This window comes from Agrobacterium sp. YIC 4121 (assembly GCF_002008205.1).
In the GTDB taxonomy this organism is placed as follows: domain Bacteria; phylum Pseudomonadota; class Alphaproteobacteria; order Rhizobiales; family Rhizobiaceae; genus Agrobacterium; species Agrobacterium leguminum.
The window spans coordinates 269,209-284,356 of the sequence record NZ_MRDI01000003.1 but is presented as its reverse complement, the minus strand read 5'-3'; the positions used below and the strand labels follow the sequence as shown (position 1 = coordinate 284,356).

At 60.6% G+C, this 15,148-nt stretch carries 13 protein-coding genes; 9 read left to right on the top strand and 4 right to left on the bottom strand.

Annotated elements, in window-relative coordinates; translation table 11 throughout:
- The first annotated feature begins 34 nt into the window (after nucleotides 1-34).
- The 4 genes from xdhA (at nucleotide 35) to BTE54_RS05610 (ending at nucleotide 6,253) form a co-directional block, all read left to right on the top strand.
- The gene (gene xdhA, locus BTE54_RS05630) at nucleotides 35-1,504 is read left to right on the top strand and encodes a xanthine dehydrogenase small subunit (protein WP_078051939.1); all 1,470 of its coding nucleotides are present in this window, start codon (nucleotides 35-37) and stop codon (nucleotides 1,502-1,504) included.
- Between the two features lie 194 nt (nucleotides 1,505-1,698).
- Nucleotides 1,699-4,038 carry a xanthine dehydrogenase molybdopterin binding subunit gene (gene xdhB, locus BTE54_RS05620; RefSeq protein WP_198939083.1) on the top strand — a complete coding sequence of 780 codons (2,340 nt, stop codon included), beginning with the start codon at nucleotides 1,699-1,701 and terminating at the stop codon, nucleotides 4,036-4,038.
- Nucleotides 4,039-4,231: 193 nt separating this feature from the next.
- On the top strand, nucleotides 4,232-5,086 hold the full coding sequence (gene xdhC / locus BTE54_RS05615; protein ID WP_198939082.1) for a xanthine dehydrogenase accessory protein XdhC: 855 nt from the start codon (nucleotides 4,232-4,234) through the stop codon (nucleotides 5,084-5,086).
- Nucleotides 5,087-5,323: 237 nt separating this feature from the next.
- Entirely contained in the window at nucleotides 5,324-6,253 is a 930-nt protein-coding gene (locus BTE54_RS05610; protein ID WP_065655650.1) for a LysR substrate-binding domain-containing protein, read from the top strand.
- Here the strand turns inward: BTE54_RS05610 and BTE54_RS05605 are convergent.
- Complete coding sequence (locus BTE54_RS05605; RefSeq protein WP_174039553.1) at nucleotides 6,229-6,567, bottom strand: hypothetical protein; 339 nt, start codon at nucleotides 6,565-6,567, stop codon at nucleotides 6,229-6,231. The two genes, BTE54_RS05610 and BTE54_RS05605, sit on opposite strands and share 25 nt — an antisense overlap.
- Before the next feature lie 505 nt (nucleotides 6,568-7,072).
- Here BTE54_RS05605 and puuD point away from each other — a divergent pair.
- The 4 genes from puuD (at nucleotide 7,073) to BTE54_RS05585 (ending at nucleotide 11,785) form a co-directional block, all read left to right on the top strand.
- Nucleotides 7,073-8,335 (top strand): urate hydroxylase PuuD, encoded by a 1,263-nt coding sequence (puuD, locus tag BTE54_RS05600; RefSeq protein WP_078051737.1) that lies wholly within the window; start codon nucleotides 7,073-7,075, stop codon nucleotides 8,333-8,335.
- Nucleotides 8,332-9,642 carry a guanine deaminase gene (gene guaD, locus BTE54_RS05595; RefSeq protein ID WP_078051736.1) on the top strand — a complete coding sequence of 437 codons (1,311 nt, stop codon included), beginning with the start codon at nucleotides 8,332-8,334 and terminating at the stop codon, nucleotides 9,640-9,642. The genes puuD and guaD overlap by 4 nt, the downstream gene beginning before the upstream one ends.
- Before the next feature lie 210 nt (nucleotides 9,643-9,852).
- On the top strand, nucleotides 9,853-10,572 hold the full coding sequence (locus tag BTE54_RS05590) for a sulfite exporter TauE/SafE family protein (protein ID WP_078051937.1): 720 nt from the start codon (nucleotides 9,853-9,855) through the stop codon (nucleotides 10,570-10,572).
- Nucleotides 10,573-10,651: 79 nt separating this feature from the next.
- Nucleotides 10,652-11,785, top strand: a complete 1,134-nt coding sequence (locus tag BTE54_RS05585) for an alpha-hydroxy acid oxidase (RefSeq protein WP_185740880.1) — start codon at nucleotides 10,652-10,654, stop codon at nucleotides 11,783-11,785.
- 204 nt (nucleotides 11,786-11,989) lie between these two features.
- Here BTE54_RS05585 and BTE54_RS05580 read toward each other — a convergent pair whose 3' ends face one another.
- Nucleotides 11,990-12,334, bottom strand: a complete 345-nt coding sequence (locus tag BTE54_RS05580; RefSeq protein WP_065655045.1) for a multidrug efflux SMR transporter — start codon at nucleotides 12,332-12,334, stop codon at nucleotides 11,990-11,992.
- Complete coding sequence (locus tag BTE54_RS05575; protein WP_078051734.1) at nucleotides 12,331-12,915, bottom strand: TetR/AcrR family transcriptional regulator; 585 nt, start codon at nucleotides 12,913-12,915, stop codon at nucleotides 12,331-12,333. The genes BTE54_RS05580 and BTE54_RS05575 overlap by 4 nt, the downstream gene beginning before the upstream one ends.
- A 189-nt stretch (nucleotides 12,916-13,104) precedes the next feature.
- Between BTE54_RS05575 and BTE54_RS05570 the strand changes: the two genes are divergently transcribed.
- Nucleotides 13,105-14,397 carry a D-alanyl-D-alanine carboxypeptidase gene (locus BTE54_RS05570; protein ID WP_185740886.1) on the top strand — a complete coding sequence of 431 codons (1,293 nt, stop codon included), beginning with the start codon at nucleotides 13,105-13,107 and terminating at the stop codon, nucleotides 14,395-14,397.
- Between the two features lie 3 nt (nucleotides 14,398-14,400).
- On the opposite strand, the gene BTE54_RS05565 is transcribed toward BTE54_RS05570, so the two are convergent.
- Entirely contained in the window at nucleotides 14,401-15,144 is a 744-nt protein-coding gene (locus tag BTE54_RS05565; protein WP_078051732.1) for a metallophosphoesterase family protein, read from the bottom strand.
- Between the last annotated feature and the right edge of the window lie 4 nt (nucleotides 15,145-15,148).

Below are 15,148 nucleotides of genomic sequence, written 5' to 3'. Positions count from 1 at the left end.
GGCTCGGCAGCCGGTCAAAAAAGCAGGGCATTGCATGAACGACGCGATCAGCTTCATCCTCAACAGCGAAACCATCTCGCTGAAGGATTTCGGACCGACAGACACGCTTCTCGATTATCTCCGCATCAGCAAGCGGTTGACCGGGACCAAGGAAGGCTGCGCCGAAGGCGACTGTGGCGCCTGCACGGTGCTGGTCGGGCGGCTGCTGGACGGTTCGCTGCGTTATGAAAGCGTCAATGCCTGCATCCGCTTTTTAGGTTCGCTGCACGGCACCCATATCGTGACGGTCGAGCATCTGGCCGCCCGCGATGGCACGCTGCACCCCGTGCAGCAGGCGATGGTGGATTTCCACGGCTCGCAATGCGGTTTCTGCACGCCGGGCTTCATCATGTCGCTTTACGGCCTGTGGCTTGCCAGTGAAAACCCCGGCCGCGCCGACATCGAAAAGGCGCTGCAAGGCAATCTCTGTCGATGCACGGGCTATGAGCCGATCGTCCGCGCCGCCGAAAAAATCGCCGCTGCGCGCCCGAGCGCCCTCTTCGACCCGCTGCAACGCGACCGCACGGATATCATGGCAAGGCTCTGGGCAATCCGCGCCAATGAGACGATCACCGTCACCCACGGCGAGGACCGCACCATCATTCCGGCGACACTGGCCGAACTGACCGAGATTTACGCCGCTGAACCGAAGGCGACCATCGTTGCCGGCTCCACCGATGTCGGCCTGTGGGTGACGAAGCAGATGCGGGCGCTGAACCCGGTCATCTTCATCAACAATCTCGGGGATCTGCAAACCATCACCGTAGATGAGGACGGCGTAACACTCGGCGCCGGCGTCACCTATAGCCAGGCCTTCAAGACCGTTGCGGAACACTTCCCGCCGCTTGCCCGGCTGTTCGACCGCCTCGGCGGCGAGCAGGTGCGCAATATGGGCACCATCGGCGGCAATATCGCCAACGGTTCGCCCATCGGCGACACGCCGCCGGCGCTGATCGCGCTCGGGGCGACGCTGACCTTGCGATCCTCCTCCGGCAACCGCAGCCTGCCGCTGGAAAGCTATTTCATCGAGTATGGTAAACAGGACCGGCTGAGCGGCGAATTCGTCGAAAAGCTCTTCATCCCGTTCCGGAAGCCGGAAAGCCTCTACGCCGTCTACAAGATTTCCAAGCGGCGCGACGAGGATATTTCCGCGCTCTGCGGCGCCTTCAACCTGACGCTCGATGCCGATGGCGCGGTAGAAGACATCCGCATCGCCTTCGGCGGCATGGCCCGCACGCCGAAACGCGCCGCGCATCTGGAGGCGGCGCTTCTCGGCAAGGCGTGGTCGCAGGAAACCATCGATGCGGCGCGCGATGTGCTGGACGAGGATTTCACCCCGCTGACCGACTGGCGGGCGACTGCCGAATATCGGCAACTGACGGCTAAAAACCTGCTGACGCGGTTTTTCCTCGAGACTTCGGGGCAAAAGCAGGAACTCAGCCGTTTCTCGCTGGAGGAGGCGTGATGATGGCGATGGCGACACCCGCACCCTCCCTCATTCCTGTGCTTGTCACAGGAATCCAGCCGACGCGCGTCTGCGCGGCGAAAGACTCTTTTAAGCCCAAAGACTTGGGCTGGCTGGATTCCTGTGACAAGCACAGGAATGAGGGACTATTATCGCTGTCATATGCCGTAATTCACCAAGAAGGAGCTTGAACCATGGACACCACAAGCTTCGACAAGACCAAGACCGAAATCGACGGCCCGATGCACGCTTCGCTCCGGCACGATTCCGCCCATAAGCATGTGACGGGCAGCGCCGAATATATCGACGATATTCCCGAACCCGCCGGACTGATCCACGGCGCGCTTGGCCTTTCCGACCGGGCACATGCCGAAATCGTCTCGATGGACCTCTCGGAAGTGGAAAAAACACCCGGCGTGCTCTGGGTCATGGTTGCCAAGGACGTGCCCGGCGAAAACGACATTTCTTCCGGCGGCCGTCACGACGAGCCGCTGCTTGCCGAAACCAAGGTGGAATTCCACGGCCAGCCGATCTTCGCGGTTTTCGCCGAAACCCGCGATATCGCCAGAAAGGCGGCCCGCAAGGCGAAGATCACCTATAAGGACCTGCCGCATTTCACCGATATCGACACGGCGATTGAAAATGGCGGCGCGCTGGTCATCGATCCGATGACGCTGAAGCGCGGCGATGCCAAGATCGAAATGGATGTCGCACCCCGTCGCCTCACCGGCACGATGCGGATCGGCGGGCAGGAGCATTTTTATCTCGAAAGCCACATCGCCATGGCCGTGCCGGGCGAAGATGACGAGGTAACGCTGTGGAGCTCCACCCAGCATCCGAGCGAAATCCAGCACATCGTCAGCCATATGCTTCAGGTCCCGTCCAACGCCGTCACGGTGCAGGTGCGCCGCATGGGCGGCGGTTTCGGCGGCAAGGAAACGCAGGGCAACCAGTTCGCCGCCCTCTGCGCCATCGCCGCCAAGAAGCTGAACCGGGCCGTTAAAATCCGCCCCGACCGCGACGAGGATATGAGCGCCACCGGCAAGCGCCACGATTTCCGCGTCGATTACGAGTTGGGCTTCGATGACGAAGGCCGCATCCACGCCGTCGACGCCACCTATGCCGCCCGCTGCGGTTTTTCCTCCGATCTGTCCGGCCCGGTGACGGACCGCGCGCTGTTCCATGCGGATTCCAGCTATTTCTATCCGCATGTGCACCTCACCTCGCGGCCGCTGAAAACCCACACGGTTTCCAACACCGCCTTTCGCGGTTTCGGCGGCCCTCAGGGCATGCTGGGCGCGGAACGCTTCATCGAGGAAATCGCCTATGCGGTGGGCAAGGACCCGCTCGATATCCGCAAGCTGAATTTCTACGGCGAGACCGGCTCGGGCCGCACCACGACGCCCTATCATCAGGAGGTTGAGGACAACATCATCGCCCGCATCGTCGAAGAGCTGGAAACCTCCAGCGACTATCGCGCGCGACGCGAGGCGATCATCGAGTTCAACAAAACGAGCCCGATCATCCGCAAGGGCATTGCGCTGACGCCAGTCAAATTCGGCATCTCCTTCACCATGACCGCCTTCAATCAGGCCGGCGCTCTGGTGCATATCTATAATGACGGCTCCATCCACCTGAACCATGGCGGCACCGAAATGGGCCAGGGCCTTTATACCAAGGTGGCGCAGGTGGTGGCGGATGCCTTCCAGGTGGATATCGGCCGGGTGAAGATCACAGCCACGACAACGGGCAAGGTGCCGAACACGTCGGCCACCGCCGCCTCCTCCGGCACCGACCTCAACGGTATGGCGGCCTATGACGCCGCCCGCCAGATCCGCGAGCGGCTGGTCAAATTCGCCGCCGAGAACTGGAATGTGCCCGAAGAGGAAGTCGTCTTCCTGCCGAACCGGGTGCGCATCGGTCTTGAGGAAATCGCCTTCAACGATTTCATCAAAAAGGCCTATTTCGCCCGCGTGCAGCTTTCCGCCGCCGGTTTTTACAAGACGCCGAAAATCCACTGGGACCGCGCCGCCGGCCGCGGCACGCCGTTTTATTATTTCGCCTATGGCGCGGCCTGCTCGGAAGTGTCGATCGATACGCTCACCGGCGAATATATGATGGAGCGCACCGATATCCTCCACGATGTCGGCAAGTCGCTGAACCCCGCAATCGATATCGGCCAGATCGAGGGCGCCTTCGTGCAGGGCATGGGCTGGCTGACGACCGAGGAATTATGGTGGGATGGCAAGGGGCGGCTGCGCACCCATGCGCCCTCCACCTACAAGATCCCGCTCGCCTCCGACCGGCCGAAGAGCTTTAACGTCAAGCTGGCGGAATGGGCGGAAAATGCCGAACCCACCATTGGCCGTTCCAAGGCCGTGGGCGAACCGCCCTTCATGCTGGCGATCTCTGTTCTCGAAGCCCTCTCCATGGCCGTCGCCTCCGTCGCCGATTACAAGGTCTGCCCGCGCCTCGATGCACCGGCAACGCCCGAGCGGGTTCTGATGGCGGTGGAACGGCTGAAGAAGGTGTGAGGGGGAGTATCCATGCGGCCAAGCCCCCTCATCCGGCCCTTCGGGCCACCTTCTCCCCGGCGGGGAGAAGAAAGTTCCCGCAAGCTCCGCACTACGACCGCAACACTTTTGAATTGCCGTGACGGCGCGGCAGATTTCTTCTCCCCGCCGGGGAGAAGGTGGCCCGAAGGGCCGGATGAGGGGGCCAGCGTCAATGCCTGACACCTCCCTGCCCTCTTTCCTCACCCGCTCCCCCGCCACGATCCTCGTGGAAATCGAGGCCGTGAAAGGGTCCTCCCCGCGTGAGGCCGGAACCTTCATGCTGGTCTCGCAAGGCGGCCTGTGGGAAACCATCGGCGGCGGGCAGTTTGAATATATGGCGATAGACCACGCCCGGGCGATGCTGCGGAGCGGTTCTACCGAAGACCGCATGGATATTCCACTTGGCCCAGAAATCGGCCAGTGCTGCGGCGGCCGCACCCTGCTCCGGTTCCGGCTGATAACTTCGGAAATTGCGGCAGCGCTGGAAGCGAGGGTGAAGGGCGAGGCCGAGCAGCAGCCGGCCGTCTTCATTTTCGGGGCGGGCCATGTCGGCAAGGCGCTGGCCGAGGCGCTGTCGCTGCTGCCCCTGACGCTGACAGTGGTGGAAACGCGGGAAAACGAACTGCACGATCTTCCAGTGAACATCGCATCCGTGCTGACCCCCATGCCGGAGGCGCTCGTCGCGAAAATCCCGGCAAACGGCGCGGCCATCATCGTCACCCACGATCACGCGCTCGATTTCCTGATTGCGAAGGAAGCGCTTGCCCGCGACGATCTCGCTTATGTCGGCATGATTGGTTCGAAGACCAAACGCGCCACCTTCGCCCATTGGCTGGAGCGGGAGGGAGAGCCCATATCCCGCCTTGCAAAGCTCATCCTGCCCATCGGCGGCAACAGCGTCAGGGACAAGCGGCCTGCGATCATAGCGGCCCTTGTGGCAGCCGAGTTGCTGCAAGCATTTTCCGCTGCCGCAATCCGTCGCAGCGAAAATCGACACGGCCATCCTCAAGGCCAAGATCACGCCTGAGCCCATCCGGCAGGCTTTCATCCGCCAGATTGTCGGGTTGAAGGCTTTCAAGTGTAAACCGTTCCGCTGTCCGCAGACCCGCACGCAGGCGGGACCACGCGCGCAAGAGTGCTGTGCGCATGTTCGTCTCCATTCAAAAATGTCAGAAGCTCAGTTGATGAATTGAGCTAAAAATGCTCTGTTTTCCGGAGAAAAACCAATGAAACCTTCGGCAATTGGTATAAAGAGAACTTATCCATGAAAATGTCCCGCCAGTTTCCCCTGAACGCCCTGCGGGTGTTCGAAGCTGCCGCAAGGCATCTGAGCTTCACCAAGGCCGGCGAAGAGCTGGGCATGACCCAGACGGCAGTGAGCTATCAGGTGAAACTGCTGGAGGAGAATATCGGCGAGCCGCTCTTCATCAGAAAGGCGCGGCAGGTCTCGCTGACGGAGGCCGGGCAGAAACTTGCGCCGAAAGTCGCGGAAGCCTTCAACAATCTGCGGGAGGCCGTCGACAATGTGCGTGACACATCCGATGCGACCCTGACAATCCATTCCACCGCCACCTTCGCCTCACGCTGGCTTTCGCGGCATCTGGGCGCTTTCCAGCTCGAACATCCCTCGATTGCCGTGCGGCTCGACACATCAAGCGCATTGATCGATTTTTCCCAGTCGGATTGCGATGTCGCCATTCGCTGGAGCAAAGATAGCGGCAAAGGGCTGATCTACCATCAACTGCTGCGCGGCGTTTATACGCCGATGCTGCATCCGGGCCTTGCCGAAAGCATCGGCGGATTGCACAAGCCGGAAGACCTGCTGCGCCTGCGCATCATCGATCCCGGCGATATCTGGTGGAGCCAATGGTTTCGGGAAGTGGGTGTTGAAAATCCCGGCCTTGATCGTTATCCCCGCAGCCGCCTCAATGTGCAGGCCTTCGAAGCCGCCGCCGCAATTGCCAGCCAGGGGGTGGCCATGCTCACCCCTGAACTCTATGCCGATGAGATTGCGCTCGGCCGCCTGTATCAACCCTTCGAGCACCTCAGCAGCGAAGGAAAGAACTATTGGCTGGTCTACCCCGAAAACCGCCGGAACATTCGCAAGATCAGGCTGTTCCGCGACTGGATATTGAAGCGGATCGAGGAAAGCCGGCCGCAGCAACTGCCTCAAAACCCCATGTCCGGCGCATAAAAACAGCGCGGCGTGTCCTCATCCGGAAACAGACAGAGATGATATTCGCCGTCCTCGGATCGTCTTGCCTCGCGCTGCGACCAGTTGAAGACATGGCGTCGGGTGACCATGCGGTGATCGCCGGGTGCGAGCGAGACCTCGTAACCGTCAGGCGTAACACGAACACTGCGCGTGGGAATCATCTGGCAGTCGCCGGTTTGGGCGTCGCCATTGCAGCAATAGCTTTCATATTTGAACCCCTTGTGGGATTCATGGGCAAGCGCGGTGGCGCTGAACGCCAGAGATAAGAAGAGGACCGTCAGAACAAGGCGCATCGGCATGGTCTCCGTTGAAACAACGGCGGCTGCCGGAAGATCATTGCGTCCCTTTATTCAAATTTCACATCAACACCCACCCGGACACAACGGCACCGGGAACTGCGATACCTGCCCCTGATCTGCCCCCACCCAGGGTTCGCAGCGCCCGCTTTCGGAAGAACCGCCAGCGAAACATATCATGGAAGCCCTGCGCATCGGCGTAAAACCGGAATGGATTTCCGGCAAGGCGCCCCGCAGGACTCCGCAGCCTTATATTTTAGCACATCGGCAGACTGCACGAAGGATAATAGCTGAGTCGCGTTAGCCAGCTAAGCACAAACTATGCGACAAGAATGAGCGGCTGCAACTTTACCGGGCCAACCCACCTACACGGGCGAACTCAATAGAAATTGCGGACACATAGGCGTCAGATTGTGAACAATCACCGCCTGCCCTCTGCTTTTCCCTTTCCTAAAGGTCAAATTTCTCGCAAGGTGCGCTGCACAAGGATCAGGGGAACCGCATGTACGAATATGCCATTGCGTGGGAATGGATGGCCTTTGCCGTCCGCTGGCTCCACGTCATCACCGCCATCGCCTGGATCGGCTCATCCTTTTATTTCATCGCGCTCGATCTCGGGCTGGTCAAACGGCCGCATCTGCCGCCGGGGGCCTATGGCGAGGAATGGCAGGTGCATGGCGGCGGCTTTTACCACATCCAGAAATATCTGGTCGCGCCTGCCCAGATGCCCGAGCACCTGACATGGTTCAAATGGGAAAGCTATGTCACCTGGCTGTCCGGCTTCGCCATGCTCTGCATCGTTTATTATGGCGGCGCCGATCTCTTCCTCATCGACCATTCGGTGCTGGCGCTTACGCAGTTCCAGGCCATCTGTCTGTCGCTCGCCTCGCTTGCCATCGGCTGGCTGTTTTACGATTTCCTCTGCAAATCGCCGCTCGGCAACAATACCTGGGGCCTGATGATCGTGCTCTACGTCGCGCTGGTGGCGATGGCATGGGGTTATACGCAGGTCTTCACCGGCCGCGCCGCCTTCCTGCATCTCGGTGCCTTCACCGCCACCATCATGTCGGCGAATGTGTTTTTCATCATCATCCCCAACCAGAAGATCGTCGTGGCGGACCTGATCGCCGGGCGCACGCCGGACCCGAAATACGGTCGCATCGCAAAGCAGCGCTCGCTGCACAACAACTACCTGACGCTGCCCGTCATCTTCTTCATGCTGTCGAACCATTATCCGCTGGCCTTTGCCACGCAGTTTAACTGGATCATCGCCGCACTGGTCTTCCTGATGGGCGTCACCATCCGCCACTGGTTCAACACCACCCATGCCCGTAAGGGAAAACCCACATGGACCTGGCTGCTGACCGCGCTGATCTTCATCGTCATCATGTGGCTTTCCACCGTGCCGAAGGTGCTGACCGGCGAAGAAGAACAGAAGGCAGCGACGCTTTCGCCGATGCAGCAGCAATTCGTCGCCGACGCCCATTTCGCCAAGGCGCGCGATGTGGTTCAGGGCCGCTGTTCCATGTGCCATGCGGCCGAGCCTGTCTGGGAAGGCGTGCCCTTTACACCGAAATCCGTGAAGCTCGAAACCGACGAACAGATCGCCGCCCATGCCCGCGAAATCTATTTGCAAGCCGGCCGCAGCCATGCCATGCCTCCCGGCAACATCACCGCCATCACCCCGGATGAGCGCAAGCTGCTGACCGCCTGGTACGAAAGCGCGGTTTCCGGGGCTGGAAAAGCCGAAGGAAAGACTGAATGAGCATGGTTCTGCTGCGTGGCCGCCTGCTGAGCTTCCGCCGCGCGCCGCTCACTATCGACGATACGCAAAGCTATCTCTATATAGAAGACGGTGGCCTGCTGATCGAAGACGGCCGGATCGCCGCCATCGGCGAATACGCCGCAATCCGCAGACAAGCGCCCGAAGACATCGAGGAAAAGGATCACCGGCCGCATCTCATCGTGCCGGGCCTCATCGACATGCACCTGCATTTCCCGCAGATGCAGGTCATCGGCTCCTACGCCGCCAATCTGCTGGAATGGCTGAACACCTATACCTTCCCGGAAGAGTGCCGTTTCGTCGAAAGCGCCCATGCCCAGCGCATCGCCACGCATTTTTACGACGAGCTTCTGCGCCACGGCACCACCACGGCCGCCGCCTATTGCTCCGTGCACAAGACCTCCGCCGACGCCTTCTTCACTGAGGCCATGAAGCGCAACATGCTGATGGTGGGCGGCAAGGTGATGATGGACCGCAACGCCCCGCAGGGCCTGCTGGACACGCCGGAAACCTCCTATGACGAGACGCGCCAGGTCATCGCCGACTGGCACGGCAAGGGCCGCAACCACGTCGCCATCACCCCGCGCTTTGCCATCACCTCCACACCGAAGCAGATGGAAGCTGCACAGGCGCTGGCGCAGGAATTTCCCGATCTCTTCATCCAGACGCATCTGTCCGAAAATCTGGACGAGATCAAATATACCTGCGAGCTTTACCCCGAAGCGACCGACTATACCGATATCTATGTGCGTTATGGCCTGATGGGCAAAAAGACCCTGCTCGGCCACGCCATCCACCTCTCTGACCGCGAGGCAGATGTGCTGTCGGAAACCGGCGCGGTGGCAGTGCATTGCCCCACCTCGAACCTCTTCATCGGCTCCGGCCTCTTCCCGATGAAAAAGCTGCAGCGGCGCGAAAAGCCTGTTCGCATCGCGGTTGCGACCGACATCGGCGGCGGATCGAGCTATTCCATGCTGCGTACCATGGACGAGGCCTACAAAATCCAGCAATTGCTGGGCGAACGCCTCAACCCGCTGGAAAGCTGGTACCTGATGACCCGCGGCAATGCCGAGGCCCTCTCGATGGTCGACCGCATCGGCACGCTGGAGGCCGGCACGGACGCAGACATCACCGTGCTGAACGCTTCCTCGACACCCGCCATGGCGCTGAAGATGGAAGTAGTGAACAGCCTGACGGAAGAACTCTTCCTGATGCTGACCATGGGCGACGACCGCACGGTGGTTGAGACCTATGTGGCCGGCAGGGCAATGAAGAGCGTGCTGGCATAGTTCGGTTGGGGCCGAAGCACTTAGCCACAAACTCCTTTACACAATCACATATTGAATCGAGCGGGTGCCGCGTCTTTCTTCTCCCCGGCGGGGGAAGAAACCGTGGCCGCACCCGCTCGCTTCTAATGACAAGCTGACGCCATCCCGGCCGAAATGCGAATGACCTCTGGAGTGCGCGCCGTGCCGGATGTGGACATAACCACCATGCTGATGGTTTTTGCCACCTTCACCGTCGCGGGCATCGTCAAGGGCGTGACCGGCATGGGGCTGCCCACCGTCGCCATGGGCGTGCTCGGCCTGTTCATGCCGCCCGTCCTTGCCGCAGGGCTGCTGATCCTGCCCTCCTTCGTCACCAATATCTGGCAGTTGCTGGCCGGGCCGGATTTCAGGGCCATCATCGCGCGGCTATGGCCGATGATGATCGCCATCGCCGCCGGCACCCTCATCGGCATCCGGCTGATGACGGCAGGCACCGGTATCTGGACCACATCGGCGCTTGGCTTGTGCCTCGCGGCTTATGCGGCCTACAGCCTCTTCGCCAAACCCCTTTCTGTGCCCCCACGATTGGAACTCAAACTCTCACCGGCCATAGGGCTGACAACCGGCCTACTGACCGGCGGCACCGGAATTTTCGTCGTCCCCGCCGTGCCCTATATACAGTCGCTCGGTTTCAACCGCGACGATCTCGTTCAGGCGCTCGGCCTTTCCTTCACCGTTTCGACCATTGCGCTTGCCGCCGGCCTTGCCTCTCAGAACGCCTTCCGCGTTGAGCACCTGTCGCTTTCCGCACTCGCCGTGATGCCCGCGCTTCTCGGGATGTGGCTCGGCCAGAAAATCCGTAACATCGTCAGCCCGGCCACATTCCGGCGCTGGTTCCTCATCTGCCTGCTTTTATTGGGAGCCGAGCTGTTTTTGCGGGCTTTCTGGTGATGGACCCCGTCGATTTTAATGTCGCAGCCATCCCATTCATGTTATGTGAAGCCATCATTCAAATGTGAAGGCTTTATCCATGGGCAAAATCCTGACCATAGCGGACCTGAAGCAACAGGCTCAGCGCCGTGTGCCAAAAATGTTTTTCGACTACGCCGATAGCGGCGCATGGACGGAAGGCACCTACCGCGCCAATGAGGATGATTTTTCCAAGATAAAGCTGCGCCAGCGCGTGCTGGTGGATATGACCGATCGGTCGCTTGCCACAGAAATGGTCGGCGAGAAGGTTTCGATGCCGGTAGCCCTCTCCCCCACCGGACTGACGGGCATGCAGCACGCCGATGGCGAGATGCTGGCCGCAAAAGCGGCGGAAGAATTCGGCGTGCCCTTCACGCTTTCCACCATGAGCATCTGCTCCATCGAGGATGTCGCCTCCGTCACCTCAAAACCCTTCTGGTTCCAGCTTTACGTGATGAAGGACCGGGATTTCGTCAACAATCTCATCGACCGCGCCAAGGCCGCCGGCTGCTCCGCACTGGTGCTGACACTCGACCTGCAAATTCTCGGCCAGCGCCACAAGGATTTGCGCAACGGCCTCTCCGCACCGCCGAAATTCACCCCGAAACATATCTGGCAGATGGCGACCCGGCCGAAATGGTGCATGGACATGGCCCGCACCAAGCGCCGCAGCTTCGGCAATATCGTCGGCCACGCCAAAAACGTCTCCGACCTGTCATCGCTCTCCTCCTGGACGGCGGAGCAGTTCGATCCGCGCCTGTCGTGGAAGGATGTCGAATGGATCAAGGAACGCTGGGGCGGCAAGCTTATCCTCAAGGGCATCCTTGATGAGGAAGATGCCCGCGCCTCGCTCGATACCGGCGCCGACGCCATCATCGTCTCCAACCATGGCGGCCGCCAGCTCGACGGTGCGCACTCCTCCATCGCCATGCTGCCGAAGATCGTCGATGCAGTTGGTGACAAGGTCGAGGTGCATATGGATGGCGGCATCCGCTCCGGTCAAGACGTGCTGAAGGCCGTGGCGCTCGGCGCCAAAGGCACCTATATCGGCCGCCCCTTCCTCTATGGTCTCGGTGCCGATGGCAAACAGGGTGTGACGACGGCGCTGGAGATCATCCGCAAGGAGATGGATATCAGCATGGCGCTTTGCGGCAAAAGGCTGATTACGGATGTGGATCGCAGCATTCTGGCGTGATATCAGAAGGGCAGAACTTCCGGCATGGCAACGAGAGCTCGCAGACCTCTCTACCGTCATGCCGGACTAGATCCGGCATCCAGCCGCGGCGCGTCTGCGCCGCGAAAGAGTCTCTCGCGATCAAAGACTTGATCGCGCTGGATCCCGGCTCAAGGCCGGGATGACGGCGGTCGGTATCGCCTTCGCGCTAGACCACCCAGCCCCTCAATGCCCCACCGTCTTCGAAAACACGTTCACGATCACCACCCCCGTCACGATAAACCCGAGGCCGACAACGGCGGCGATATCCAGCGCCTGGCGGAACACGAAATAGCCGATGCCGGAAATCAGCACGATGCCGAGCCCGCTCCATATTGCATAGGCCACGCCGACCGGCAGCGCCCGCAGCGTGAACGACAGCAGATAAAAGGCCGCGCCGTAAAACAGCGCCATCAGCACCGTTGGCAACAGCCTGGTGAACTGCTGCGACTGCTGCAGAAAGGAAGTGGCGATGACCTCACAGACGATGGCCGCGACAAGCGCCCCATAGGTCAAAACAGCCGCGTTCATCGTTCCACTTCCTTTTTCGTCTGGGCGATCATCCGGGCCCTCAGAGCCGCCCTGTCGCCACCCGCTTTGCCATCGTCGGCCAGTAGATCGGCAAACCAGATGCCGTCAGCCGCAAGCCGCACCATCTCCAGTACCACCCCGTCATCCGTTTCTTTATGACGGGCAAGACGTCCCTCAATCCAGCTGTTCCACATGCGCCGAAGCGACGGTTCACCGACCATGGAAACCGAGATCGCTGCCCATTGCCTGCCCGAATCCCTGCCCCGATCCGAGAAAACCGCGTTCACATAGGCCCTTGTGAAGCTCCCAAAATCTTCACAATCCTGTGAGACGAGGTCGTCGATCTCAGCGTCCAGAGCCGCCAGAAGGTCAGTCATCACCGCTTCCAGCAGCGCCTGCTTGGAGGGAAAATGATGAAACAACCCGCCCTTCGTCACCCCCGCGGCATCCGCCACCGCCTGTACGGAAAGTGCTGCAACACCCTGCTCGGCAGCGAGTTTCGCCGCGCAATCGAGAAGATTGCGGCGAACGATTTCAGGCTGCTTTTTCCGCTCATGTGCATTTTTCATGGTGGCGAACATACCGGATGGTTGGTTTCTTTGCAAGGAAATTGCGGGGGCTACGGCCGGCTTGAAATTCATACTTAATTAAGCATGAAAGCGATCTCTAAAGTTTTAGCGGTTTTGTTGCCGGAAAGTGTCAGTAAAACTTCGCTCATCGCGGCGGACGAACAAAAGGGGTGGATTATGTCGGGAACGATCAAACGGGGAATGGCGGGCGCATGGGTCTTCGCACTCGCCTTCTTTTGCGCGATCCTCTCATTGCAGGCATCGCCTGCGCAGGCCGGTTACGCCCATTTCATCATGGACGCCAATACCGGCAAGGTTCTGGCCGCCCGCAATGCCGATGTGCTGAACCACCCCGCTTCGCTCACCAAGATGATGACGCTCTACATGACCTTCGAGGCGCTGCATTCCGGCCGGCTTCGCTGGGACCAGAAGATAAAGATGTCCAAGAACGGCGCAGCCGTTATCCCCTCGAAGCTTTATGTGCGCCAGGGGCAGACCTTCACCGTGCGCGAGGCCGTCTACGGCATGATCGTCAAATCCGCCAACGACATGGCGGAAGGCATGGGCGATCATCTCGGCGGCTCCGAGGCAAGGTTCGCCGAAATGATGACCCGCAAGGCCCGCCAGCTCGGCATGACGAAAACGGTGTTCCGCAACGCCTCCGGCCTGCCCAGCAAATCGCAGGTGACGACAGCGCGTGATATGGCGAAGCTCGGCCTGGCGCTGCAGCGCGACTTTCCCAAGGAATACGGCCTCTTCGCCATGGAATCCTTCAGCTTCCGGGGAAAACGCATTCGCGGTCATAACAATCTGATGTATCGCTATCAGGGCATGGACGGCATCAAGACCGGCTATACCAATGCTTCCGGTTTCAACCTCGTCAGCGCCGTCAATCACAATGGTCGCCGCGTCGTCGGCGTCGTGCTGGGCGGCAAGACCGCGCGCAGCCGCGATGCGCAGATGGCCGCCCTTCTGGACAAGGCCGTGCCGCAGGCATCGAGAAGCCGCAACACCGAACAGCTCGTCGCCAGCGCCAATGTCAGCCGCACCTTTGCTGTGACGCCCGCAGCCGCGCCCACCGCCTCCCTACCCCCCGCATCTGTACCATTGCCGATGTTCGCCGAGCGCCGCCAGGATCCCGTCGCTATGCAGATCGCCACGGCGAATAACCAGATGGCCGACATGATGCAGGTTTCGGCCATCCCGCGGCCGGGTCCCACTGCCGTCTCCGCCGGTCAGAGAAGCCGCTGGGAAGTGCAGATCGCCGCCACCGACAGCGAAGCCGCCGCCCGCTCGCTGCTCGCCAATGCCCGCTCCAACATCGCCGGAAATTATGCCGGGATCGCTCCCTACACAGAAGCCGTGCAAAGCGGATCGGCAACCCTCTACCGCGCCCGTTTCACCGGCTTCGAAGACCAGTCTTCGGCGGTTTCAGCCTGCAAGGAACTGAAGGCGCAATCTTATTCCTGCGTGGTGATGACCAGCGAGGGGTGAGGATCAGCGCTTGAGCCAACCGCCGGCCAAGGCTTCGGAGAGATGCGGCATGCCGTTGACCTTCGCCATCTCGGCCATGGCCATATTGTCGTAACGGATGTTGCGGAAATAGACCTGCCAGCCGCGCCCGGTCTCTTCCAGCACAGCATAGGTGGCAAGCGGATGACCCGCCTCGACGTGATGGTCGAACGGCGTGTCGTCCTTCCAGCCGGGGCAGCCGACGCTGCCGGGATTGACGATCAGCCGGCCGTCGGAAAGCTGCACGGTACGGGGAATATGGGTGTGGCCACACAGCATCAGCGGCTGCGTGATGCCTTCCGCCATGGCTTCGATTTCGGCCAGCGGCCGCAATTTCAGAACGCCTTCCGGTGACAGCGTTTCCAGCCAATATTCCAGATCGTCACGCGGCGAGCCGTGGCAGCAATAAGCGACATCCTTGAACACCATGCTGAATGGCAGGGTTTGCAGCCAGTCCAGATGGGCGGCGCTCAGCTGCGCATGCGCCGGCCTCTCCCAGCTCCCCATCTCCTCCGGCGCGCGGTCGATCAGTTCCCGGTCATGATTGCCGCGAATGCTGGGTATCCAGTTGCCAACAAGCACATCGCCGGTAAACCCCGCTTCCAGCGGGCCGCTGAAACAATCGCCGAGATTGACGATGTCCTTGATGCCAAGCCTCGCGATATCCTCCAGCACGGCTTCAAGCGCGGCGCAGTTTCCATGAATATCGGCAATGGCGGCAAAGATCATGGCA

Excerpts from the sequence above, each read along its gene's own strand:
- BTE54_RS05590 (WP_078051937.1), top strand. The coding sequence starts at position 9,853 with ATGGTTTTTGCCACCTTCACCGTCGCGGGCATCGTCAAGGGCGTGACC.
- xdhB (WP_198939083.1), top strand. The coding sequence starts at position 1,699 with ATGGACACCACAAGCTTCGACAAGACCAAGACCGAAATCGACGGCCCG.
- guaD (WP_078051736.1), top strand. The coding sequence starts at position 8,332 with ATGAGCATGGTTCTGCTGCGTGGCCGCCTGCTGAGCTTCCGCCGCGCG.
- BTE54_RS05565 (WP_078051732.1), bottom strand. The coding sequence starts at position 15,144 with ATGATCTTTGCCGCCATTGCCGATATTCATGGAAACTGCGCCGCGCTT.
- BTE54_RS05575 (WP_078051734.1), bottom strand. The coding sequence starts at position 12,915 with ATGTTCGCCACCATGAAAAATGCACATGAGCGGAAAAAGCAGCCTGAA.
- puuD (WP_078051737.1), top strand. The coding sequence starts at position 7,073 with ATGTACGAATATGCCATTGCGTGGGAATGGATGGCCTTTGCCGTCCGC.
- BTE54_RS05610 (WP_065655650.1), top strand. The coding sequence starts at position 5,324 with ATGAAAATGTCCCGCCAGTTTCCCCTGAACGCCCTGCGGGTGTTCGAA.
- BTE54_RS05580 (WP_065655045.1), bottom strand. The coding sequence starts at position 12,334 with ATGAACGCGGCTGTTTTGACCTATGGGGCGCTTGTCGCGGCCATCGTC.
- xdhC (WP_198939082.1), top strand. The coding sequence starts at position 4,232 with ATGCCTGACACCTCCCTGCCCTCTTTCCTCACCCGCTCCCCCGCCACG.
- BTE54_RS05605 (WP_174039553.1), bottom strand. The coding sequence starts at position 6,567 with ATGCGCCTTGTTCTGACGGTCCTCTTCTTATCTCTGGCGTTCAGCGCC.
- xdhA (WP_078051939.1), top strand. The coding sequence starts at position 35 with ATGAACGACGCGATCAGCTTCATCCTCAACAGCGAAACCATCTCGCTG.
- BTE54_RS05570 (WP_185740886.1), top strand. The coding sequence starts at position 13,105 with ATGGCGGGCGCATGGGTCTTCGCACTCGCCTTCTTTTGCGCGATCCTC.
- BTE54_RS05585 (WP_185740880.1), top strand. The coding sequence starts at position 10,652 with ATGGGCAAAATCCTGACCATAGCGGACCTGAAGCAACAGGCTCAGCGC.